The organism is Mesorhizobium sp. M0910 (genome assembly GCF_040319465.1).
Lineage (GTDB): Bacteria > Pseudomonadota > Alphaproteobacteria > Rhizobiales > Rhizobiaceae > Mesorhizobium.
Window position 1 is genome coordinate 182871 of sequence record NZ_JAMYNZ010000009.1, and the last position, 15796, is coordinate 198666.

General features: G+C 62.4%; 16 protein-coding genes and 2 pseudogenes. 13 read left to right on the forward strand and 5 right to left on the reverse strand.

The features are described 5' to 3' along the window. Positions 1–84 precede the first annotated feature (84 nt). Positions 85–984 carry a myo-inosose-2 dehydratase gene (gene iolE, locus NKH78_RS23045; protein WP_352689230.1) on the forward strand — a complete coding sequence of 300 codons (900 nt, stop codon included), beginning with the start codon at positions 85–87 and terminating at the stop codon, positions 982–984. Positions 985–988: 4 nt separating this feature from the next. After that, positions 989–1822, forward strand: a complete 834-nt coding sequence (locus NKH78_RS23050; protein WP_352517472.1) for an SDR family oxidoreductase — start codon at positions 989–991, stop codon at positions 1820–1822. Positions 1823–1882: 60 nt separating this feature from the next. Here NKH78_RS23050 and NKH78_RS23055 read toward each other — a convergent pair whose 3' ends face one another. Then, entirely contained in the window at positions 1883–2758 is an 876-nt protein-coding gene (locus NKH78_RS23055; protein WP_352517473.1) for a MurR/RpiR family transcriptional regulator, read from the reverse strand. Positions 2759–3381: 623 nt separating this feature from the next. Here NKH78_RS23055 and NKH78_RS23060 point away from each other — a divergent pair. The 5 genes and pseudogenes from NKH78_RS23060 to NKH78_RS23080 form a co-directional block, all read left to right on the forward strand. Next, positions 3382–3553: pseudogene (locus tag NKH78_RS23060) on the forward strand (DNA starvation/stationary phase protection protein); the annotation flags it as partial. Positions 3554–3639: 86 nt separating this feature from the next. Then, the gene (locus tag NKH78_RS23065; RefSeq protein ID WP_352517475.1) at positions 3640–4140 is read left to right on the forward strand and encodes a hypothetical protein; all 501 of its coding nucleotides are present in this window, start codon (positions 3640–3642) and stop codon (positions 4138–4140) included. Between the two features lie 86 nt (positions 4141–4226). Beyond that, a complete protein-coding gene (locus tag NKH78_RS23070; protein ID WP_352517476.1) occupies positions 4227–4853 on the forward strand; it encodes a hypothetical protein in 627 nt (208 codons plus the stop codon). After that, a pseudogene (locus NKH78_RS23075) lies at positions 4850–4945 on the forward strand (hypothetical protein); the annotation flags it as partial. The gene NKH78_RS23070 and the pseudogene NKH78_RS23075, both read left to right, overlap by 4 nt. Before the next feature lie 64 nt (positions 4946–5009). Continuing rightward, entirely contained in the window at positions 5010–5177 is a 168-nt protein-coding gene (locus NKH78_RS23080) for a hypothetical protein (RefSeq protein WP_352517477.1), read from the forward strand. Between the two features lie 103 nt (positions 5178–5280). Here the strand turns inward: NKH78_RS23080 and NKH78_RS23085 are convergent, their stop codons facing one another. Then, positions 5281–5976 carry an alpha/beta hydrolase gene (locus NKH78_RS23085; RefSeq protein ID WP_352517478.1) on the reverse strand — a complete coding sequence of 232 codons (696 nt, stop codon included), beginning with the start codon at positions 5974–5976 and terminating at the stop codon, positions 5281–5283. A gap of 187 nt (positions 5977–6163) precedes the next feature. Between NKH78_RS23085 and NKH78_RS23090 the strand changes: the two genes are divergently transcribed. Further along, the gene (locus NKH78_RS23090) at positions 6164–7714 is read left to right on the forward strand and encodes a winged helix-turn-helix domain-containing protein (protein WP_352517479.1); all 1551 of its coding nucleotides are present in this window, start codon (positions 6164–6166) and stop codon (positions 7712–7714) included. A gap of 201 nt (positions 7715–7915) precedes the next feature. Here the strand turns inward: NKH78_RS23090 and NKH78_RS23095 are convergent, their stop codons facing one another. Both NKH78_RS23095 and NKH78_RS23100 read right to left on the reverse strand, forming a co-directional pair. After that, positions 7916–8497, reverse strand: a complete 582-nt coding sequence (locus tag NKH78_RS23095) for a DDE-type integrase/transposase/recombinase (RefSeq protein WP_352517480.1) — start codon at positions 8495–8497, stop codon at positions 7916–7918. 483 nt (positions 8498–8980) lie between these two features. Continuing rightward, entirely contained in the window at positions 8981–9877 is an 897-nt protein-coding gene (locus NKH78_RS23100) for a LysR family transcriptional regulator (RefSeq protein ID WP_352517482.1), read from the reverse strand. Between the two features lie 80 nt (positions 9878–9957). On the opposite strand from NKH78_RS23100, the gene metC reads away from it, so the two are divergent. From metC to NKH78_RS23125, 5 genes are all read left to right on the forward strand, one after another. Next, positions 9958–11172, forward strand: a complete 1215-nt coding sequence (metC, locus tag NKH78_RS23105; RefSeq protein WP_352787517.1) for a cystathionine beta-lyase — start codon at positions 9958–9960, stop codon at positions 11170–11172. A 23-nt stretch (positions 11173–11195) separates the two neighbouring features. After that, positions 11196–12236: a transporter substrate-binding domain-containing protein gene (locus tag NKH78_RS23110; RefSeq protein WP_352517484.1), complete on the forward strand. Its 1041-nt coding sequence runs from the start codon at positions 11196–11198 to the stop codon at positions 12234–12236. Positions 12237–12306: 70 nt separating this feature from the next. Continuing rightward, the gene (locus NKH78_RS23115; RefSeq protein ID WP_352517485.1) at positions 12307–13422 is read left to right on the forward strand and encodes an ABC transporter permease subunit; all 1116 of its coding nucleotides are present in this window, start codon (positions 12307–12309) and stop codon (positions 13420–13422) included. A gap of 39 nt (positions 13423–13461) precedes the next feature. Then, positions 13462–14517 (forward strand): amino acid ABC transporter permease, encoded by a 1056-nt coding sequence (locus NKH78_RS23120; protein WP_352848573.1) that lies wholly within the window; start codon positions 13462–13464, stop codon positions 14515–14517. A gap of 44 nt (positions 14518–14561) precedes the next feature. Beyond that, positions 14562–15311, forward strand: a complete 750-nt coding sequence (locus tag NKH78_RS23125) for an amino acid ABC transporter ATP-binding protein (protein WP_352517496.1) — start codon at positions 14562–14564, stop codon at positions 15309–15311. Positions 15312–15359: 48 nt separating this feature from the next. Here the strand turns inward: NKH78_RS23125 and NKH78_RS23130 are convergent, their stop codons facing one another. Beyond that, positions 15360–15698, reverse strand: a complete 339-nt coding sequence (locus tag NKH78_RS23130) for a hypothetical protein (protein WP_352453299.1) — start codon at positions 15696–15698, stop codon at positions 15360–15362. Positions 15699–15796 lie beyond the last annotated feature (98 nt).

Consider the following 15796-nt stretch of genomic DNA (forward strand, 5'->3'; position numbering starts at 1 on the left):
GCGACACTCCCTGAGCATTGTTCCGGCAGTTTTTCGTGGCGCAAGCAGCCGGCGCCGGCCGGAAAATCATGATTGGAGAAGAGAATGAGAGCCAAGCTTGGCATCGCGCCGATCGCCTGGTGGAACGATGACCTCGCCGAATTGAGCGACGACGTTTCGCTGGAAGAGTGCCTGCGGCAGGCCTGTGAGGCCGGCTTCACCGGCATGGAGACCGGCCGCCGTTTCCCGATGGACGCGGCGGTGCTTGAGCCCATCCTGACGCAGCACGGCATGAGCGTCTGCGGCGGCTGGTTCTCCGGTCGCTTGCTGGTCGGCGACATCGATGAAGAGAAGGACCGCATCGCCGCGCAGATGGCGCTGTTCAAGGCGACCAACGCGCCATGCATCGTCTATGGCGAGACGGGTCGCACCATCCAAGGCGACCGCGGCACGCCGCTGGCCATGCGCCCGCGTCTCGACGACGATCAGATCAAGGCCTACGGCCGCAAGCTCACCACTTTCGGCGAGTGGTGCGCGGACCAGGGCATGCCGATTTCCTACCACCACCACATGGCCGCGCCGATCGAAAGCGAACAGGACGTCGATCTGCTGATGAAGCATTCCGGCGAGGGTCTGCCCCTGCTCTACGATGCCGGCCACATGGCCTTTGCCGGCGGCGACGTGCTGCGGGTGGTCGACAAACACCACGCCCGCATCTCGCATGTACACACCAAGGACATCCGTCAAGCGGTCGTGGACGGGCTCGACCGCAGCCGGGAAAGTTTTCTCGACGCGGTGGTCAAGGGGGCCTTCACCGTGCCCGGTGACGGCTCGCTTGACTTCGAGGCGATCGTGAAGCGGCTAGCCTCCTACGGTTATGAAGGCTGGTTCGTCGTTGAAGCCGAGCAGGATCCCGTCAAAAGTCCGCCACTCGAAATGGCGAAGATCGGGCATAAGGAATTGCTGCGCGTCATGGCCGCGGCTGGCTACACTGTGGAGAGCTGAAGTTATGAATCGCATGGATGGGAAGGTCTGCGTTGTCACGGGTTCGACGCAGGGGTTGGGAGCGGCCATTGCGCGCCGGCTGGCGGAAGCCGGCGCTGCCGGTCTTGTCACGCTCGGCCGCAACGAGGCGAAGGGCCGTGCCGCGGCGGAGGCGATCAAGCACGACACCGGCGTGCCTGTCCACTTTGTCAAGGCCGATCTCGGCAAAGTCGAGGATTGCCGACGCGTGATGGCGGAGGCCGAGCGCGTATACGGCAAGATACATGTGCTGGTAAACGCCGGTGCCCGCACGGACCGTGGCACCATCCTCGATACCTCGCCCGAACTCTTCGACGCCCTGTTCGCCGTCAATGTGCGAGGGCCCTACTTCCTGATGCAGGAGGCCATCCGCCGCATGATCCGCGACGGAATCGAAGGCGCCATCTGCAACATCGGCTCGATCTCCGAACATGCCGGCCAGCCTTTCATCAACGTTTACTGTGCCACTAAGGCGGCGCTGGCGACGCTGACCCGCAACACGGCGTTTTCCGTCATGAAGAACCGCATCCGCGTCAACCAGCTGGATGTCGGCTGGATGGCGTCTGATAACGAGCGAGAATTGCAGGCGAGTGAGACGGGCGATCCCAATTGGGAAGCGAAAGCCGTTGCGAACCTGCCCTTCGGCCGGCTGGTCGATCCGGCCGAGGCCGCCCGCACCGTCAACTTCCTCGTTTCGGACGATGCCGGGCTCATGACAGGTGCGGTGGTGGATTACGACCAGACAGTCCTCGGTGCCGCATCCGGCCCCATGGCCGTGCCTGAAAAGGCGATGGCGCTCTCGCCTTCCGACACTGATTGATAATCGACGGCTGGCGGACGGCAATGCTGCAACGACGTCAGCTTTCGCGGTTTGCAGTCCCTACCGCTCGGTAACCGTTGGAATGCGGGGATTGACCGCGTTGTTCTGAAGCCTGGCCGCCAAGGCCACGGTCAAAGCCTGGGCAAGACACATGGGAGCCGCAAGCGAGCGCGAGAATGTGTATTCGTGCTCCGGTACGGCGAAGAGAACGCGCGCGCTCTTGGCTAATGGAGACAACGTGCTGTCCGAGATCGCCACGATGGGTATACCTCTCCCCGCGGCTTCTTCCACAACATTGACGACCTCGTTCGCATAGAAGCGGAACGACACCGCAAACAGCAGGTCCGTCTTCTGCATTGCACGGGCCATATGCGTGGCCAGTCCGCCGCCCGGATCCAGGAGCACACAGCGCTTACCTAGCATGGTCAGTATATAGCGAAGGAGTTCGACGACCGGTGCCGAGCGAAGTTGTCCCATCAGATAGACGACGTCGGCCTTCTCGAGCAGGCTAACGGCTTCTGCCAGATCCTCGGGTTGAAGATCGGTGAGCATCTCTTTCAGGGACGCGATGTCACGGACGACCAGGTCGTGCATCAGTCCCATCTCGCTGCGATCTGTCCGCTCCCCCAGTTCCTTCTCCAACGCCTTGATGCGGGCTTCGAAGCCGGGAGCCGCGGTGGACAATCGTTTCTGGAAGAGGCTCTGCAGGTCCTTGAACCCCTCATACCCCAATGCTTGGGCAAATCGGACGAAGCTGGACGCGTGAACGCCGCTGCCTTCCCCAATCGAGTTCACCGATCGCACCGCGACGTCATTCGGATTTTGGGTGAGATACAACGCAATCTTCTGATACGCCTTGCTCATCTCATCATACCGGTCGTGTATCACGCGGATGAGATCCTCATAATCCTTGGGAGCCTCGACCTTCTCGTCCACGATGCACATCCTTGCAATTTTTGTTGCATGATGGCGTCTTTGAAGGTTTTTGACCAGCAGAGAGTTGTCAACTCTGTTATCGGGTCTGTTATCGGCCACAAGTTGTGTGCGCACCGCGCGTCCGCGCACCAAGAGGGCTGCGACAGCTCCGTGCGAAGGAGAAGCGTCAGAGGAGCAGCGGTTTCGGACAGGCGTAGGAATAGAAGGCCGGAAAGTCGACCGCTCCACCGCCCGACCAAAAGGCTTCGCGGCGGCGAAGATCTTTGACGACGCCGCCCACTACGACTTGGAGAATACCTGCTGCCTTATGCGATCCGCAGAGTTACCGATCCGGAAGCAAGCCTCATGGTCTTCCTGGAGAGCACATATCTCGCCGCGCGCTTGCGGACTGGGATTCAGCCGGTCTCGAATGTGCATTCGGGCAACCTCTGCGACCACGGGCTCCGTAAGTGCTCTGTCGCGCCGACGTTCGCAACGGCAAGTCCGTCCTACGACCCTGAAAACATCATCGGCTGCGCTTCAGCGGTACTGCATTTGGTACTGCATCGCCAACTTAAATCCCCCTTAAGCTTTGATTTTTAGTAGCTTTTCGGATCAGCCCGTCCAGTCCATCATGGGCGCAAGCCGAACTGCGTCAGGACAATGCAACGCTCGTCGCGAGCCATGCGCCCGATGCACGATCTCGGCGACGAATATGGCGACGTGGCGATCGCCAGCCTGCTGGAGAACTGGATCAACGAGAGCGAGAAGCGCGTCTGGTTCCTATTCGAGACGCTGCGCGGCACCAACGGATGACAGTTGGAACTCAATGGATGTCAGGATGTCAGATTTTCACCGACCGAAGCACGCCGCAATGGTAACGTCGGCAGGCGTAACACGAGATGCCGCCCAACATCAACGCCGACGACGCGCCTCAAAAGCCTGTGATCGGATGGCGTTCAGCCTTCCGACTTGAGCCGACTGAGAGGTCGGTGCGCAAGCTCGCCCTGAGCTCATTCATCGTACCGGGCGCATTCGGCCCGGCCGCGTCGAAGGTCAGGGCCATCATTGTCCGCATATTGTTGCGCATGATCGCCCCGATGCTCCGCACGGCGGGCCGCCTCAGATGGGGGCATACGTCTTCAATGCCCGCGATCCTGTCGATATCCCGGGCCCGGAATGCCTCGCGGCGCCATCGCGCCGGCGAAACGGATGGCACGCCTGACCTCGCGATCCCTGGCGAAGCCGTCGGTCACCGCCGGGTCCCAATGATCCATCGTGCCGGTGAAATGCATGTTGAAGACGAGCGGCACGCCACCCGTTTTGCCGAACCGCCGGTAAGCGAACGGGGTACCTGCGGCGTACACGAACTGCGTCGGCGCGGTCTGGTGACTGTGTATTGAGATTTCCTCTGGCGATAGTTCAAGCCGATACCAGACCCTCTAACAGGAGCACTTAAGCAATGCCGGCCGCTCTTAAGGGAGAAGACATGACCACGCTCAAAGTCGCAGACGCCGATATAACGTCCCGTCATCTGGACTATGGTCGTTTGATAGATCGTGTGTTCGCCCAAGGTTGTATCGTCCCGACGCGCCACCATCACACGATCGAGATGGAGGGCCAGCCCGACGCTACTCTGCTTCTGATGCCTGCCTGGAGCAGCAACTCCGATGACGTCAAATATCTTGGGGTCAAGCTCGTGACTGTGTTCCCCAGCAACTCCGCCAGGGCTTGGCGGGCCTCACTTCAACGCTTCAACGTATGTGCTCCACGATGGCGATACGGGACAGCATTTGGCCATGATGGACGGCAACCTCACAGCGCGCGGCGGACAGTGGCCACCTCGGCGCTCGCGGCGCGCTACCTTTCTCGCGAGGACTCTCGGAAATTGCTCGTTTTGGCCTCGGGCCGCGTTGCAAGTCTCATACCTGAGGCATATCGCGCCGTTCGTCCAATTGCCGAGGTATCCGTCTGGGATATCAATCAGGAGAGCGCGGCCCGCATGGTTGCCGATCTGAGCAACAAAGGCTTCCTGGCGTCAATCGAGAGTGACCTCGAATCGGGTGTCAGAAATGCCGATATTGTCACTGCCGCGACGCTTGCCACATCGCGTTGATTCAGGGCGCGTGGCTCTCTCCTGGGACCCATGTCGACCTGATCGGAGGCTTCACTCCAAAGATGCGTGAGGCGAACTCCGAGGCTGTGCTACGTGCGGCCGTATATGTGGACACCCCTGAGGCACTGCATGAGGCCGGAGATCTGAGCCAGCCAATTGCGAGCACACTCATATCGGCAAGTCACATCCGCGGGCACCCTTGCAGAGCTTGCAAGGAAGGAGATCAAAGGGAGGAGCAACCCGCAGCAAATCACACTTTTCAAAGCGGTCGGCTCGGGCCTTGCGGATCTTTTCGCGGCAAAATTGGTGTATTGCTCACTCTGACGCAGTCAACAGCAGTCAGGTCCTGGTGCATCCGGTCGTTCGGCCGGCCTACGGTCCTGAGCGCCGCCATGCGCCCAGGCTGTCTATAAGAGGTGATGCCGGTTCAGTTCTTGCCGGCGGCCGCCTGCTTGATGAGGCTGGCGACAGCTGCAGGATCGGAGACGTAGACGGCGTGGCTGCCGGGCACCTCCACCGTCGTCGCCCCTGCCCGGTTCGCCATGTTGCGCTGCGCCGGCGGCGGGATCATCTTGTCGTCGGTGGCAACGAGGTACCAGCTGGGCTTCACCTTCCAGGCCGGAGCGCTGACCTTGCCTTCGAGCGCCGCCGCACCCCACGGCACCTGCGAATCGGCCATGAAGGAGGCGAGCGAGGGACGGACATCGGCGGCGAACGCGGCGGCGAACTTCTCCTTGTCGAGCATCAGGAAGCCGTCGACGGGCGGCAGGATCGGCGGCACCGACGCTCCGGGCGGCGGGTTGGCGATCAGGGTCGAAACCGACTCGCCTGCATCCGGCGCGAACGCCGCGATATAGACGACACCTGCCACCTTCGGATCGGTGCCGGCCTCGGAGACCACGACGCCGCCATAGGAGTGGCCGACCAGGATGACATTGCCGGGAGCGGCGGCGATGGCGCGCTTGGTGACAGCGACGTCGTCGGCGAGCGAAGTCGTCGGGTTCTGGACGATGGTCACGTCATAGCCGTCCTTCTTCAGGATCTGGTAGACGCCGTCCCAGCCGGAGCCATCGACGAAGCCGCCATGCACGAGGACGACGGAATTTGCTGCAGTGTTCGACATCTGAGTTCTCCTTTTTCAAAGTGTTGTGAACCGTTGTGGCAGGAGGACTATGCGACGGAGCAGAAGCGCGCGCTTTGAGGCGACTTTCAGGACCTCTTGATTTTACCTTGAGATCGCTTTGATTTTGCGTCCGCGACGCGGCTAAAGTGTCGGCAGCCCCTCTTCGCCGTAATCCGGAGCATGCAGTTTGCCGTATCATTTTGAGGATTTTGCCCTGGACGGAGACCGGCGCGAACTCCGTCGCGGCAACGACCTGATCTCGGTCGAGCCGCAGGTGTTCGACTTGCTGCAATATCTGATCCGCAATCGCGAGCGGGTGGTCAGCAAGGATGATTTGATCGATGCGGTCTGGCAGGGCCGCATCGTCTCGGACGCCACGCTCTCCAGCCGCATCAACGCCGCCCGCAATGCGTTGCATGACAGTGGCGAGGAACAGCGCCTGATCCGCACAATTCTGCGCAGGGGCCTTCGCTTCGTCGGCACCGTCCGCGAGGATGGCGGCGCGCAGGCAACCGCGCCGATGGAGCAGCCGAAGCCTGCCTTAGGCATTCCCGCCCGTCCTTCCATCGCCGTGCTGCCATTCGCGAACCTGAGCGGCGATCCGGATCAGGATTATTTTGCTGACGGCATGGTCGAGGACATCATCACCGGTCTGTCGCGAATAAGGTGGCTGTTCGTCATCGCGCGCAATTCCTCCTTCACCTACAAGGGCCGCGCGGTGGACGTGAAGCAGGTCGGTCACGAGCTTGGCGTGCGCTACGTGCTGGAAGGCAGCGTGCGCAAGGTGGGAAGCCGCGTGCGCATCACCGGCCAGCTCATCGACGCGGAGGACGGCAGCCATCTGTGGGCCGAACGCTACGACCGCGACCTGACCGATGTATTTGCCCTACAGGACGAGATCACCATCAGCGTGGTCGCGGCAATAGAGCCCAATCTGCGCCGGGCCGAGATCGAACGCGTCAAGCGCAAGCGCCCCGACAGTCTCGACGCCTACGATCTGCTGCTGCGCGCGCTGCCCGATGTCTACACCTTCATGCCGCAAGGTGCCGCCAAGGGGCTGCCGCTGCTCGACCAGGCGCTCGCCATCGAGCCGACCTATGCCCTTGCGCACGGCTTTGCTGCCTGGGCGCACCAGACGCTATTCGTGCGCGGCGGGATGCATCCGGAGAACCGCGAGAAGTCGATCCGCCATGCCCATGCGGCGATCGAGCATGGTTCGGGCGACGCGATGGCGCTCGCTCTGGCCGGGTTCACCATCGGCATCGTCGAGCATGACCGCAGTCTGGCCGACGAAGCGTTTGCGCAGGCTTTGACGCTCAGCGCCTCCTGCGCCTTCGTCTTTGCCTTCGGCTGCGTGTCGGTGGCGTATGGCGGCGACGCTGCCCGGGCGATCGACTGGGGTGAGCAGGCGTTACGGCTGAACCCCCTCGACGCCATGAGCTGCGTGCCGCAAGGCATGATCGGATTCGGCAATTTTCTCACCGGCCGGCACGAGCAGGCCGTCATATCAGGCCGCCGGGCGGTAGAAATGAACCCCGGATTCAGCATGCTGCACGGATGGCTGGCCGCACCGCTGGCCAGGCTCGGGCGGCTCGACGAGGCCAAAGTATCGGCCGCGCGGCTGATGTCGCTCGACCCGCACTTCACCATCGGCCGCTGGTCCGCCGCCGTAGGCATTGCGCCGGATATTGTCGATGACGTCACCGACGCCATGCGGATAGCCGGCCTGCCGGCATAACCGATAAAGGCGCATGCCGCGTCGCGGGACGAACGTTGCCGTGCAAGCAGCGCGAATTCAGGCTTTGCGATCATCCACGCCACCAACGCGGCGTGGCGCCGGTCAAAAGCGGCGGACTACAAATTGCGGGCGATCTGAAGGGTGATGTCACATAAACGGAGATGGGCTGTCGTTGTGACTTTTGGGAATGATTTCAGGCGATCACGCCGGCAGCAGCTTTCCATTGCGCTGGCATTCAGGCGGTGAAGATGGATCTGAAAGGCGGAGCATTTTGAACGGGGCGGGACGAAGAGATTGCGGACTGCAGAGAAAGGTCGAGACGAAACGCTGGAGGCTCCCCGGTGATCGAAAGCCTTGCATCATCCGCTCTCGTTTTCGCCGTGGCACATGCGAATTCTCCGCTCTGTTGTTCAACCCTTGTGCGACCGGTGCTCGACGTCCGGCATGACTTGACGCCGCGCTGCTCCATAGGAGCCGCGCTTGTCGGTGATCATCCGCTTCGGCACCTGGCCCTGCTTCTTCAACAGCCGTCAGTAAGCGCTTGGCGGCCTTGGTGTTGCGCCGGGTCTGGACGATCTCGTCGAGCACATAGCCGTCCTGGTTGACGGCCCGCCATAACCAATGCTTCTTGCCGGCGATCGTGATGGCGACTTCGTCGAGGTGCCAGATGTCATTTCGACTGGGCTGCTTGCGGCGCAGGCGCCGAGCGTAGTCCAGCCCGAACTTCTTTCCCCATCGACGGATCGTCTCGTAGGAAGCGACAATGCCGCGCTCCAGCAGCATTCTTCGACTTGACGCAGGCTCAGCGGAAATCGATAATATAGCCACACCGCGTGGGCGATGATCTCGGGTGGGAACCGATGCCGTTTGTAGCTGATCTGCGAAGTGTTCATCCCCAGCATCTATCGCAGCGATTCCTGACACGCGGTTACCGTGACAACGCCCCTGGGAGCGCCTGGACCAAATCGGGTGCCCAGTTCTAATATGTGGCGGGTGGTACGACGGGATCGCTCTACTGTCATCTCAGGAACGCATGGTGGGAAGAATCCCGAGGGCGACCTTGCGCATGTTCGAAGGTGGCCATCTATTTCTCTGGCAGGATAGCTCCGCGTTCGCCGAGATCGTCCGGTTTCGTGCAAACGAGGAAGCCGGCTAAGGGGCGAACACGAATTTGCGCCGTGCGACGCGCTGCGTGAGGCCATGGACGTCCGCGCCTTACTGAGGCAAGACCGGTGGCGTCTATGTTTAGGCGGCGAGCCACATTGCCTATACCTCGCTCGATAGCATATTGCGGGCGGCATAGAGTTCGCCAATGAAGTCGGTGATCAAGGTCGAATTGATGCCGTCCGGCGGGCGGAGGAGTAGCGCGCGGAAATTGACGGCCGGCTCGAATGGCCTGGCCAAAATGCCGCCGATCATGCGGTCCGCAATGACGGAGGGATTGACCAAGCCGATCCCCATGCCCTTCGCTGCAAGGATAGCGATAGTCAGGCCGTAGGGCGTTTCGATCAAGATGCGCGGCCGTACCCCATGCGCGGCCAGGATCTTGTCCATGGCGAGCCGAGCAGTATCTTCCGGCGACAATGCCAGGAAGGCCTCGTCGGCGAGATCGGCCGGCGTGATTATCTGCTTCCGCGCCAGCCGGTGGTTCTTCGGCATCACGCAGACGGCGCGCGGTGTGGTGAAGACGCTGTGCAGCACGCCGCTGGTGTCGACCTCGTCGGCCGCGAGCCCGATATCGAAACTGCCAGAGGCGACCAGGTCGCGCACGACATTGGAGGTGCGGACCTGATAGCTGATTCGCACCTGCGGATGCCGGTGCGAGAACGCTACGATGGCGCGCGGCACCAGCCCATGCCCGAGTGCCGACAGGGAGGCGACGCGGATGGTACCGGTGCCGACCTCCTTGATCTGGGCCGCCCGCAGCTTCAGCCGGTCGAGCCCGACCAGGTTGGCTTTCACCTCGGCATGGAACAACTCCCCTTCGCGTGTCGGCACCAGCCTGCCACGAATGCGGTCGAAAAGCCTGAAGCCGAGTTCAGCCTCTAGCTTGGCTAGCGAACGGCTGATGGCCGGCTGCGAGGTGTCGAGCAGCGCGGCCGCCGCGCCGGCGCCGCGCGTGATCATGATCGCGTTGAAGACATCGATGTCGCGCAGGTTCATAGTGCAGCCCATATCAAAAGCGAATTAACTTTATCGGCGCGGTCATAGATGGCAATGGATGAGCCCGCTAAGTTTCGCCCATGAACCGACGCGACGACACTTCACATGTCCATCCTCCCAAGCGCTCCGAGGAACCGTTCCAGGCGGTGGCGATGCCGGTCGAGCGAGCCTCGACCGTTGTCTTTGACGATCTGGAGTCGTTCGAGCGTCGCGTCGAGCGCCTGTACGACGGGTTCAGCTACGGACTTTACGGCACACCGACCAGCCGGCAGCTCGAAGATCACATCGCCGTGCTGGAAGGCGGATCCCGGGCTCTCGTCGTCCCGTCGGGCATGGCTGCCATGACGCTGGCGACCATGGCTGTCTGCCGCGGCGGCGAAAGGGTTCTGATCCCGGAGACGCTCTATGGCCCGGCACGCGACATGGCCGAGCGTTTTCTTGGCCGCCTCGGGATCGAGGCGGTTTCCTACGATCCACGGCTGGACGCAAGCATCGCGGCGATGATCGACGCCAGAACGCGGCTGGTCTGGGTGGAATCGCCTGGTTCGGCCACCTTCGAGGTGCAGGATGTGCCGGCCATCGCGGCGGCCGCCCACAAGACTGGCGCTCTCGTCGCGGCTGACAACACCTGGGCCTCGCACCTTCTGTTCAAGCCGCTTGCCCATGGAGTCGACATTTCGATGCAGGCGCTTTCCAAACACGCCGGCGGCCATGGAGATCTTCTAATGGGCTCGGTGGCCGTCAACGACGTGGCCCTTTTCCGGCAGCTGAAGGATACGGCGCGTTTCCTCGGCTATGGCGTCTCGCCCGAGGATTGCGCGCTGTGCGAGCGCGGCCTGATGACCATGCCGGTGCGCATGCGTCATGCGGACGGCACCGCGCGCAAGATCCTCGTCTGGCTATCGGAACGCCCGGAAGTCGCGCAGATCTTGCATCCCGCGCAGTCTGGCCATCCCGGCCACGCGGTCTGGAAGCGTGACTTCGCCGGATCGGCGGGCGTGTTCTCCTTCGTGCTGCGGCCGGAACTGGCGCCACTGCAATCCGATGTCCTGCGCAGCCTGCGGCTGTTCAGGCTCGGCGCAAGCTGGGGCGGCGTGCATTCGCTGATTGCCGTCAGCGATCCGCGCAAGGGCCGCGCCAGCCTCGATTGGCTGAAGCCCGGCCCGGTCTGGCGCCTGTCGATCGGCCTTGAGGCGCTCGAAGATCTTCTGGCCGACCTTTCCCAGGCCTTCGAACTCTTTGCTGAAGCCCGGCGCAACGGAACCGCAGCAGCCGACGCCAAGGCCGCCGAATGATTACAACCTCAACGAGAAGGGGAATGACTATGAAACATCAAGGTCTGAAATGGCTCACGGGTCTGGCGATAGGGCTGGCCAGCCTGTCTTCGGGCGGCAGCAACGCCAACGCGCAGGCGGTCATCAACAAAATCAAGGAGCGCGGCTACGTCAGCTGTGGCGCCAGCCAGGGCGTGCCTGGTCTCTCCCGGCCCGACGAGAAGGGGTATTATCGCGGCTTCGATTCCGACATCTGCCGCACTTTCGCGGTCGCCATCCTCGGCGACAAGGAGAAGATCCGTTACGTGCCGCTTAACGCAGGCCAGCGTTTTCCTGCGCTGCAGACCGGAGAGATCGACGTTCTGTCGCGCACATCCACCATCACCTACAGTCGCGATACGGTTGTCCGCTTCGTCTGGATCAATCTCTACGACACGGACGGCATGCTCGTGCGCAAGGCCGACAATATTACCGAGCCCAAACTGCTGGACGGAAAGACCGTTTGCCTGCAAGGCGGTGGCAGCCTGACCGAGAAAGCGATCGAGGAAACCGAGGAAGAGTTCGGGATCGCGATGGAGAAAGTCTATTACGACTCGACCATTCAGGCGCGCGACGCCTTCTTCGGCGGCCGCTGCGATTCATACGTCACCGACGGCACTGCGGCAGCCGGACAGCGTGCTTCGGTGGCCAAGAACCCCGACGACTACGACATCATCAAGGTCGGCAAAGCCGCCGAACCCAATGGCGTCGCGGTCGCCCGCGGCGACGATCAACTCTTCGACGTCGTGCGCTGGACATTGAATGCCCTGTTCTGGGCCGAGGCCAACGGCATCACCTCGCAGAACATCGATGAAAAGCTTGTGTCGGGCAGTCCGGAAGTCAAACGGGTGCTCGGCGAGGAATCCGGCTTCGGCAAGCCGCTCGGATTGGACGATAAGTGGGCCTACAACGTCATCAAGCAAATGGGCAACTACGCCGAGATCTGGGACCGCAATCTCGGCAAGGACAGCCCGCTAAAGGTCGAACGCGGTCTGAATGCGTTGTGGAAGGACGGGGGCCTCAACTATCCTTTCCCCTGGGATTGAGCCGCATGATGGAGGGGAACGGGCCCGGCGCTCCCCTTCCCTGCCAACGCCGCGAACCCTCGAGGTCAACATGCTGAGCGATGCCAAGACCAGATCGATCATCATCCAGTGTGCCCTGGCCGCCGCGGTTGCCGCTTTCGCTGCCCTGCTCGTCAGCACGACTTTCGCCAATCTCAGGGCACGCGGCATCCCGATCGGCTTCGATTTCCTGACGATGCCGTCAAGGATCGTCATCTCGGAAGCAATCCTCACTTACAAGTCGCGGGACCCCTATTACTGGGCGATCGCGACCGGGCTCGCCAATACGGTCTTCGTCTCCGCGGTCATCATCGTCTTTTCATCCGCGCTCGGCCTCGTCGTCGGCATCACCCGGCTGAGCAGCAATCCCCTGGCGGCGGGCACCTGCCGCGTATGGGTGGAGGTTGCACGCAATTCACCGCCGATCGTGCTTCTGATCTTTCTCTACTCGCTGTGGTGGAAGGTGCTGCCGCCGGTCGGCGAAGCGCTCAATCCGCTGCCAGGCGTTTACGCCTCCATGCGCGGCTTTGTGGTGCCGGCTGTCAGCATGGACTTCGCCACCCCGGGATTGCTCGTCATTGCTCTCGCCCTGGCATTGGCGGCCGCCGGCTGGGCGGCGGCGAGAAGAGGATGGTTGCCGCCGCTGGCCACGCCGGCGATCCTCACGGTGGGCGTTGCCGGACTATGGCTTGCCGACGCGAAATTCTCCGTCGACTGGCCGACCTTCACCGGGTCGAATTTCAAGGGCGGCAAGGAACTGACGCCCGAACTCAGCACCATCCTCATCGGGCTGACCATCTACACTACCGGCTTCGTCGCCGAGATCGTGCGCGGCGGCGTGCTTTCGGTCGGCCGCGGTCAGTGGGACGCAGGTCATTCGCTCGGCCTGCCGCGCGGCAAAATACTGCGTCTGATCATCATCCCGCAGATGCTGCGGGTGATCGTCCCGCCGCTCAACAGCCAATACATCAACGTCGTCAAGAATTCGACGCTGGCGATCGCGGTCGGCTATCCGGACTTCCTTGCGGTCATGAACACCATCATCAGCAAGTCCAGCCATTCGATCGAGGGCGTCTTCATCATCCTCGGCGTCTATCTCGCCCTCAACCTGAGCCTGTCGAGCGCGGCCAATTGGTACAACCGTCGCATCGCCATCGTGGAGCGCTGAACTATGAAGGCCGTGTCTCTTTCCCTTCCGGCCGAGCCAATGCCAGGACAGATCCGCTTCGGCGCCTTGCGGCGGTCCGCCAAGCTCCTGTTCGGCACGCCGCTCAATGCCGCCCTGACGCTGTTGTTCGGCGTTCTGCTCGTCGCCACGGTACCGCCGATGCTGCGCTGGCTGGTAATCGACGCCGTGCTGTTCGATCCCAATCCAAGCGCCTGCCGGGTGGCCACCGGAGCCTGCTGGAGCTTCATCTACGCCAAGTCCGGGCAGTTGCTGTTCGGCATATATCCGCTCGACGAACGCTGGCGCCCCGCCATCGTCTGCCTGCTCATCCTGGCGCTGCTTGCCTGGTCGGTGCGGCCCGCCAGCTGGGCGCCGCGGCTGGCAGCGCTCTGGATGGCGGCGCTCGTGTTGATCTTCTGGCTGATGGCCGGCGGTTTCGGCCTAGCCGAGGTTCCGACCTCGTCCTGGGGCGGCCTGCCGGTGACGCTCATCCTCACCGTCGTTGCCATCGGCGTCGCCTTCCCCGTCGGCATCCTGTTGGCGCTTGCCAGGCGCTCGACCATGCCCGCGATACGCATCGGCGCCGTGGTCCTGATAGAATCGGTGCGCGGACTGCCGCTCTTGTCCATCCTGTTCGTGGCATCGATCATGATGCCGCTGTTCCTGCCCGAAGCCTTGTTGCCCGACAAGTTCGTGCGTGCGCTGGTCGCCCTCACCATCTTCGCGGCGGCCTATCTCGCCGAGGTGATCCGCGGCGGCCTGCAGGCCATCCCGAATGGCCAACACGAGGCCGCGGCGGCGCTCGGCCTGCCCTTCTGGCGCACGCAATATCTGGTGATCCTGCCGCAGGCGATCCGGGTGGCGATCCCGGCGCTGGCCAACACCATCATCGTCATGATCAAGAACACCAGCCTGGTCCTGGTCGTCGGCCTGTTCGACCTGATCAGCTCCGGTAAGGCGGCGCTGGCAGACCCGGACTGGCCGTCGCCGGCGGCCGAGACGTTCCTGTTTATCGGGGCGCTCTTCTTCGCGCTCTCCTTCTCATTCGCCCGCTTCGCCGACTTCCTGGAGCGGCGCGGCCCGACCGCTCACTAGGAAATGCCTTGATGTTATCGTCCGCCCCAACGCGCGTTCCGTCCATGCCCGATCGCAGCGCTCCACCCGCTATCCAAATGACCGGCATGAACAAGTGGTACGGAAATTTCCATGTGCTGAAGAATATCAACCTGACCGTCCATCGCGGCGAGAAGCTGGTGATCTGCGGTCCGTCCGGCTCGGGCAAGTCGACGATGATCCGCTGCATCAACCGGCTGGAGGAGCATCAGCAGGGGCAGATCGTCGTCGAAGGCGTCGAACTCAGCAACGATTTGAAGCAGATCGACGTAATCCGCAGTGACATCGGCATGGTGTTCCAGCACTTCAACCTGTTCCCGCATTTGACCATTCTGGAAAACCTGACACTGGCGCCGATCTGGGTGCGCAGGATGCGGCGCGGGCAAGCCGAGCAGACCGCCATGCACTATCTGGAGCGGGTGAAGATCCCGGACCAGGCGCATAAATATCCCGGCCAGTTGTCCGGCGGTCAGCAGCAGCGCGTCGCCATCGCCCGTGCGCTCTGTATGAGCCCGAAGATCATGCTCTTCGACGAACCGACCTCCGCCCTCGATCCTGAAATGGTCAAGGAAGTGCTCGACACCATGGTCACGCTGGCCGACGATGGCATGACGATGCTGTGCGTCACGCACGAGATGGGATTTGCCCGCCAGGTCGCCGACCGCGTCGTCTTCATGGACCAGGGCGAGATCGTCGAGATGAACACGCCCTCCGAATTCTTCTCGCATCCGCGTCACCAGCGCAGCAAACTGTTTCTTGCCCAGATCCTGAACTAGCGAACCTCTCCCGCCAGCCCATGCGCCGGCCGGATGGGCAGACGCAAATCAGAAATCCATCCGGGGCCTGGTCAGCGCGCAGCGACCTGCCAGACCGCGACGCCGGCCCAGGATCAGGCCGGCGACGCCTTCGATGCTGCGCGAGATAATGTCGAACAAGCGCGGCCGACTCTCGAAGGAATACACCAGGCGTTCGCGAAACAGGATCGACAGCGCCGCGAGTTCCGGCCATTGGTAGATGTTCGGCCCACAACTTCTGCACGTCGACGATCCGGGCGCCTGGCGGTGGGCGCTCCGGTCCTGTTTCGACGATAATGCGCCGCCGGCCGGCGCAGGCACAGCTGCCACGTATTGCAGCAGACGGCAGAGGACGAGAACGTCGTCCACAACGCAACTCTCGACTCGAAGTCGTAGCTGCATCATATGGCCTGTTCACCAAGCGGGCTTTGGGGGCTAGCACGAAGTCGGGCACCCACTTTGGCACC

Coding starts and splice junctions, on each gene's coding strand:
- iolE (WP_352689230.1), top strand. CDS start 85: ATGAGAGCCAAGCTTGGCATCGCGCCGATCGCCTGGTGGAACGATGAC.
- NKH78_RS23050 (WP_352517472.1), top strand. CDS start 989: ATGAATCGCATGGATGGGAAGGTCTGCGTTGTCACGGGTTCGACGCAG.
- NKH78_RS23065 (WP_352517475.1), top strand. CDS start 3,640: ATGCCGCCCAACATCAACGCCGACGACGCGCCTCAAAAGCCTGTGATC.
- NKH78_RS23070 (WP_352517476.1), top strand. CDS start 4,227: ATGACCACGCTCAAAGTCGCAGACGCCGATATAACGTCCCGTCATCTG.
- NKH78_RS23085 (WP_352517478.1), bottom strand. CDS start 5,976: ATGTCGAACACTGCAGCAAATTCCGTCGTCCTCGTGCATGGCGGCTTC.
- NKH78_RS23095 (WP_352517480.1), bottom strand. CDS start 8,497: ATGCTGCTGGAGCGCGGCATTGTCGCTTCCTACGAGACGATCCGTCGA.
- NKH78_RS23100 (WP_352517482.1), bottom strand. CDS start 9,877: ATGAACCTGCGCGACATCGATGTCTTCAACGCGATCATGATCACGCGC.
- metC (WP_352787517.1), top strand. CDS start 9,958: ATGAACCGACGCGACGACACTTCACATGTCCATCCTCCCAAGCGCTCC.
- NKH78_RS23110 (WP_352517484.1), top strand. CDS start 11,196: ATGACTATGAAACATCAAGGTCTGAAATGGCTCACGGGTCTGGCGATA.
- NKH78_RS23115 (WP_352517485.1), top strand. CDS start 12,307: ATGCTGAGCGATGCCAAGACCAGATCGATCATCATCCAGTGTGCCCTG.
- NKH78_RS23120 (WP_352848573.1), top strand. CDS start 13,462: ATGCCAGGACAGATCCGCTTCGGCGCCTTGCGGCGGTCCGCCAAGCTC.
- NKH78_RS23125 (WP_352517496.1), top strand. CDS start 14,562: ATGCCCGATCGCAGCGCTCCACCCGCTATCCAAATGACCGGCATGAAC.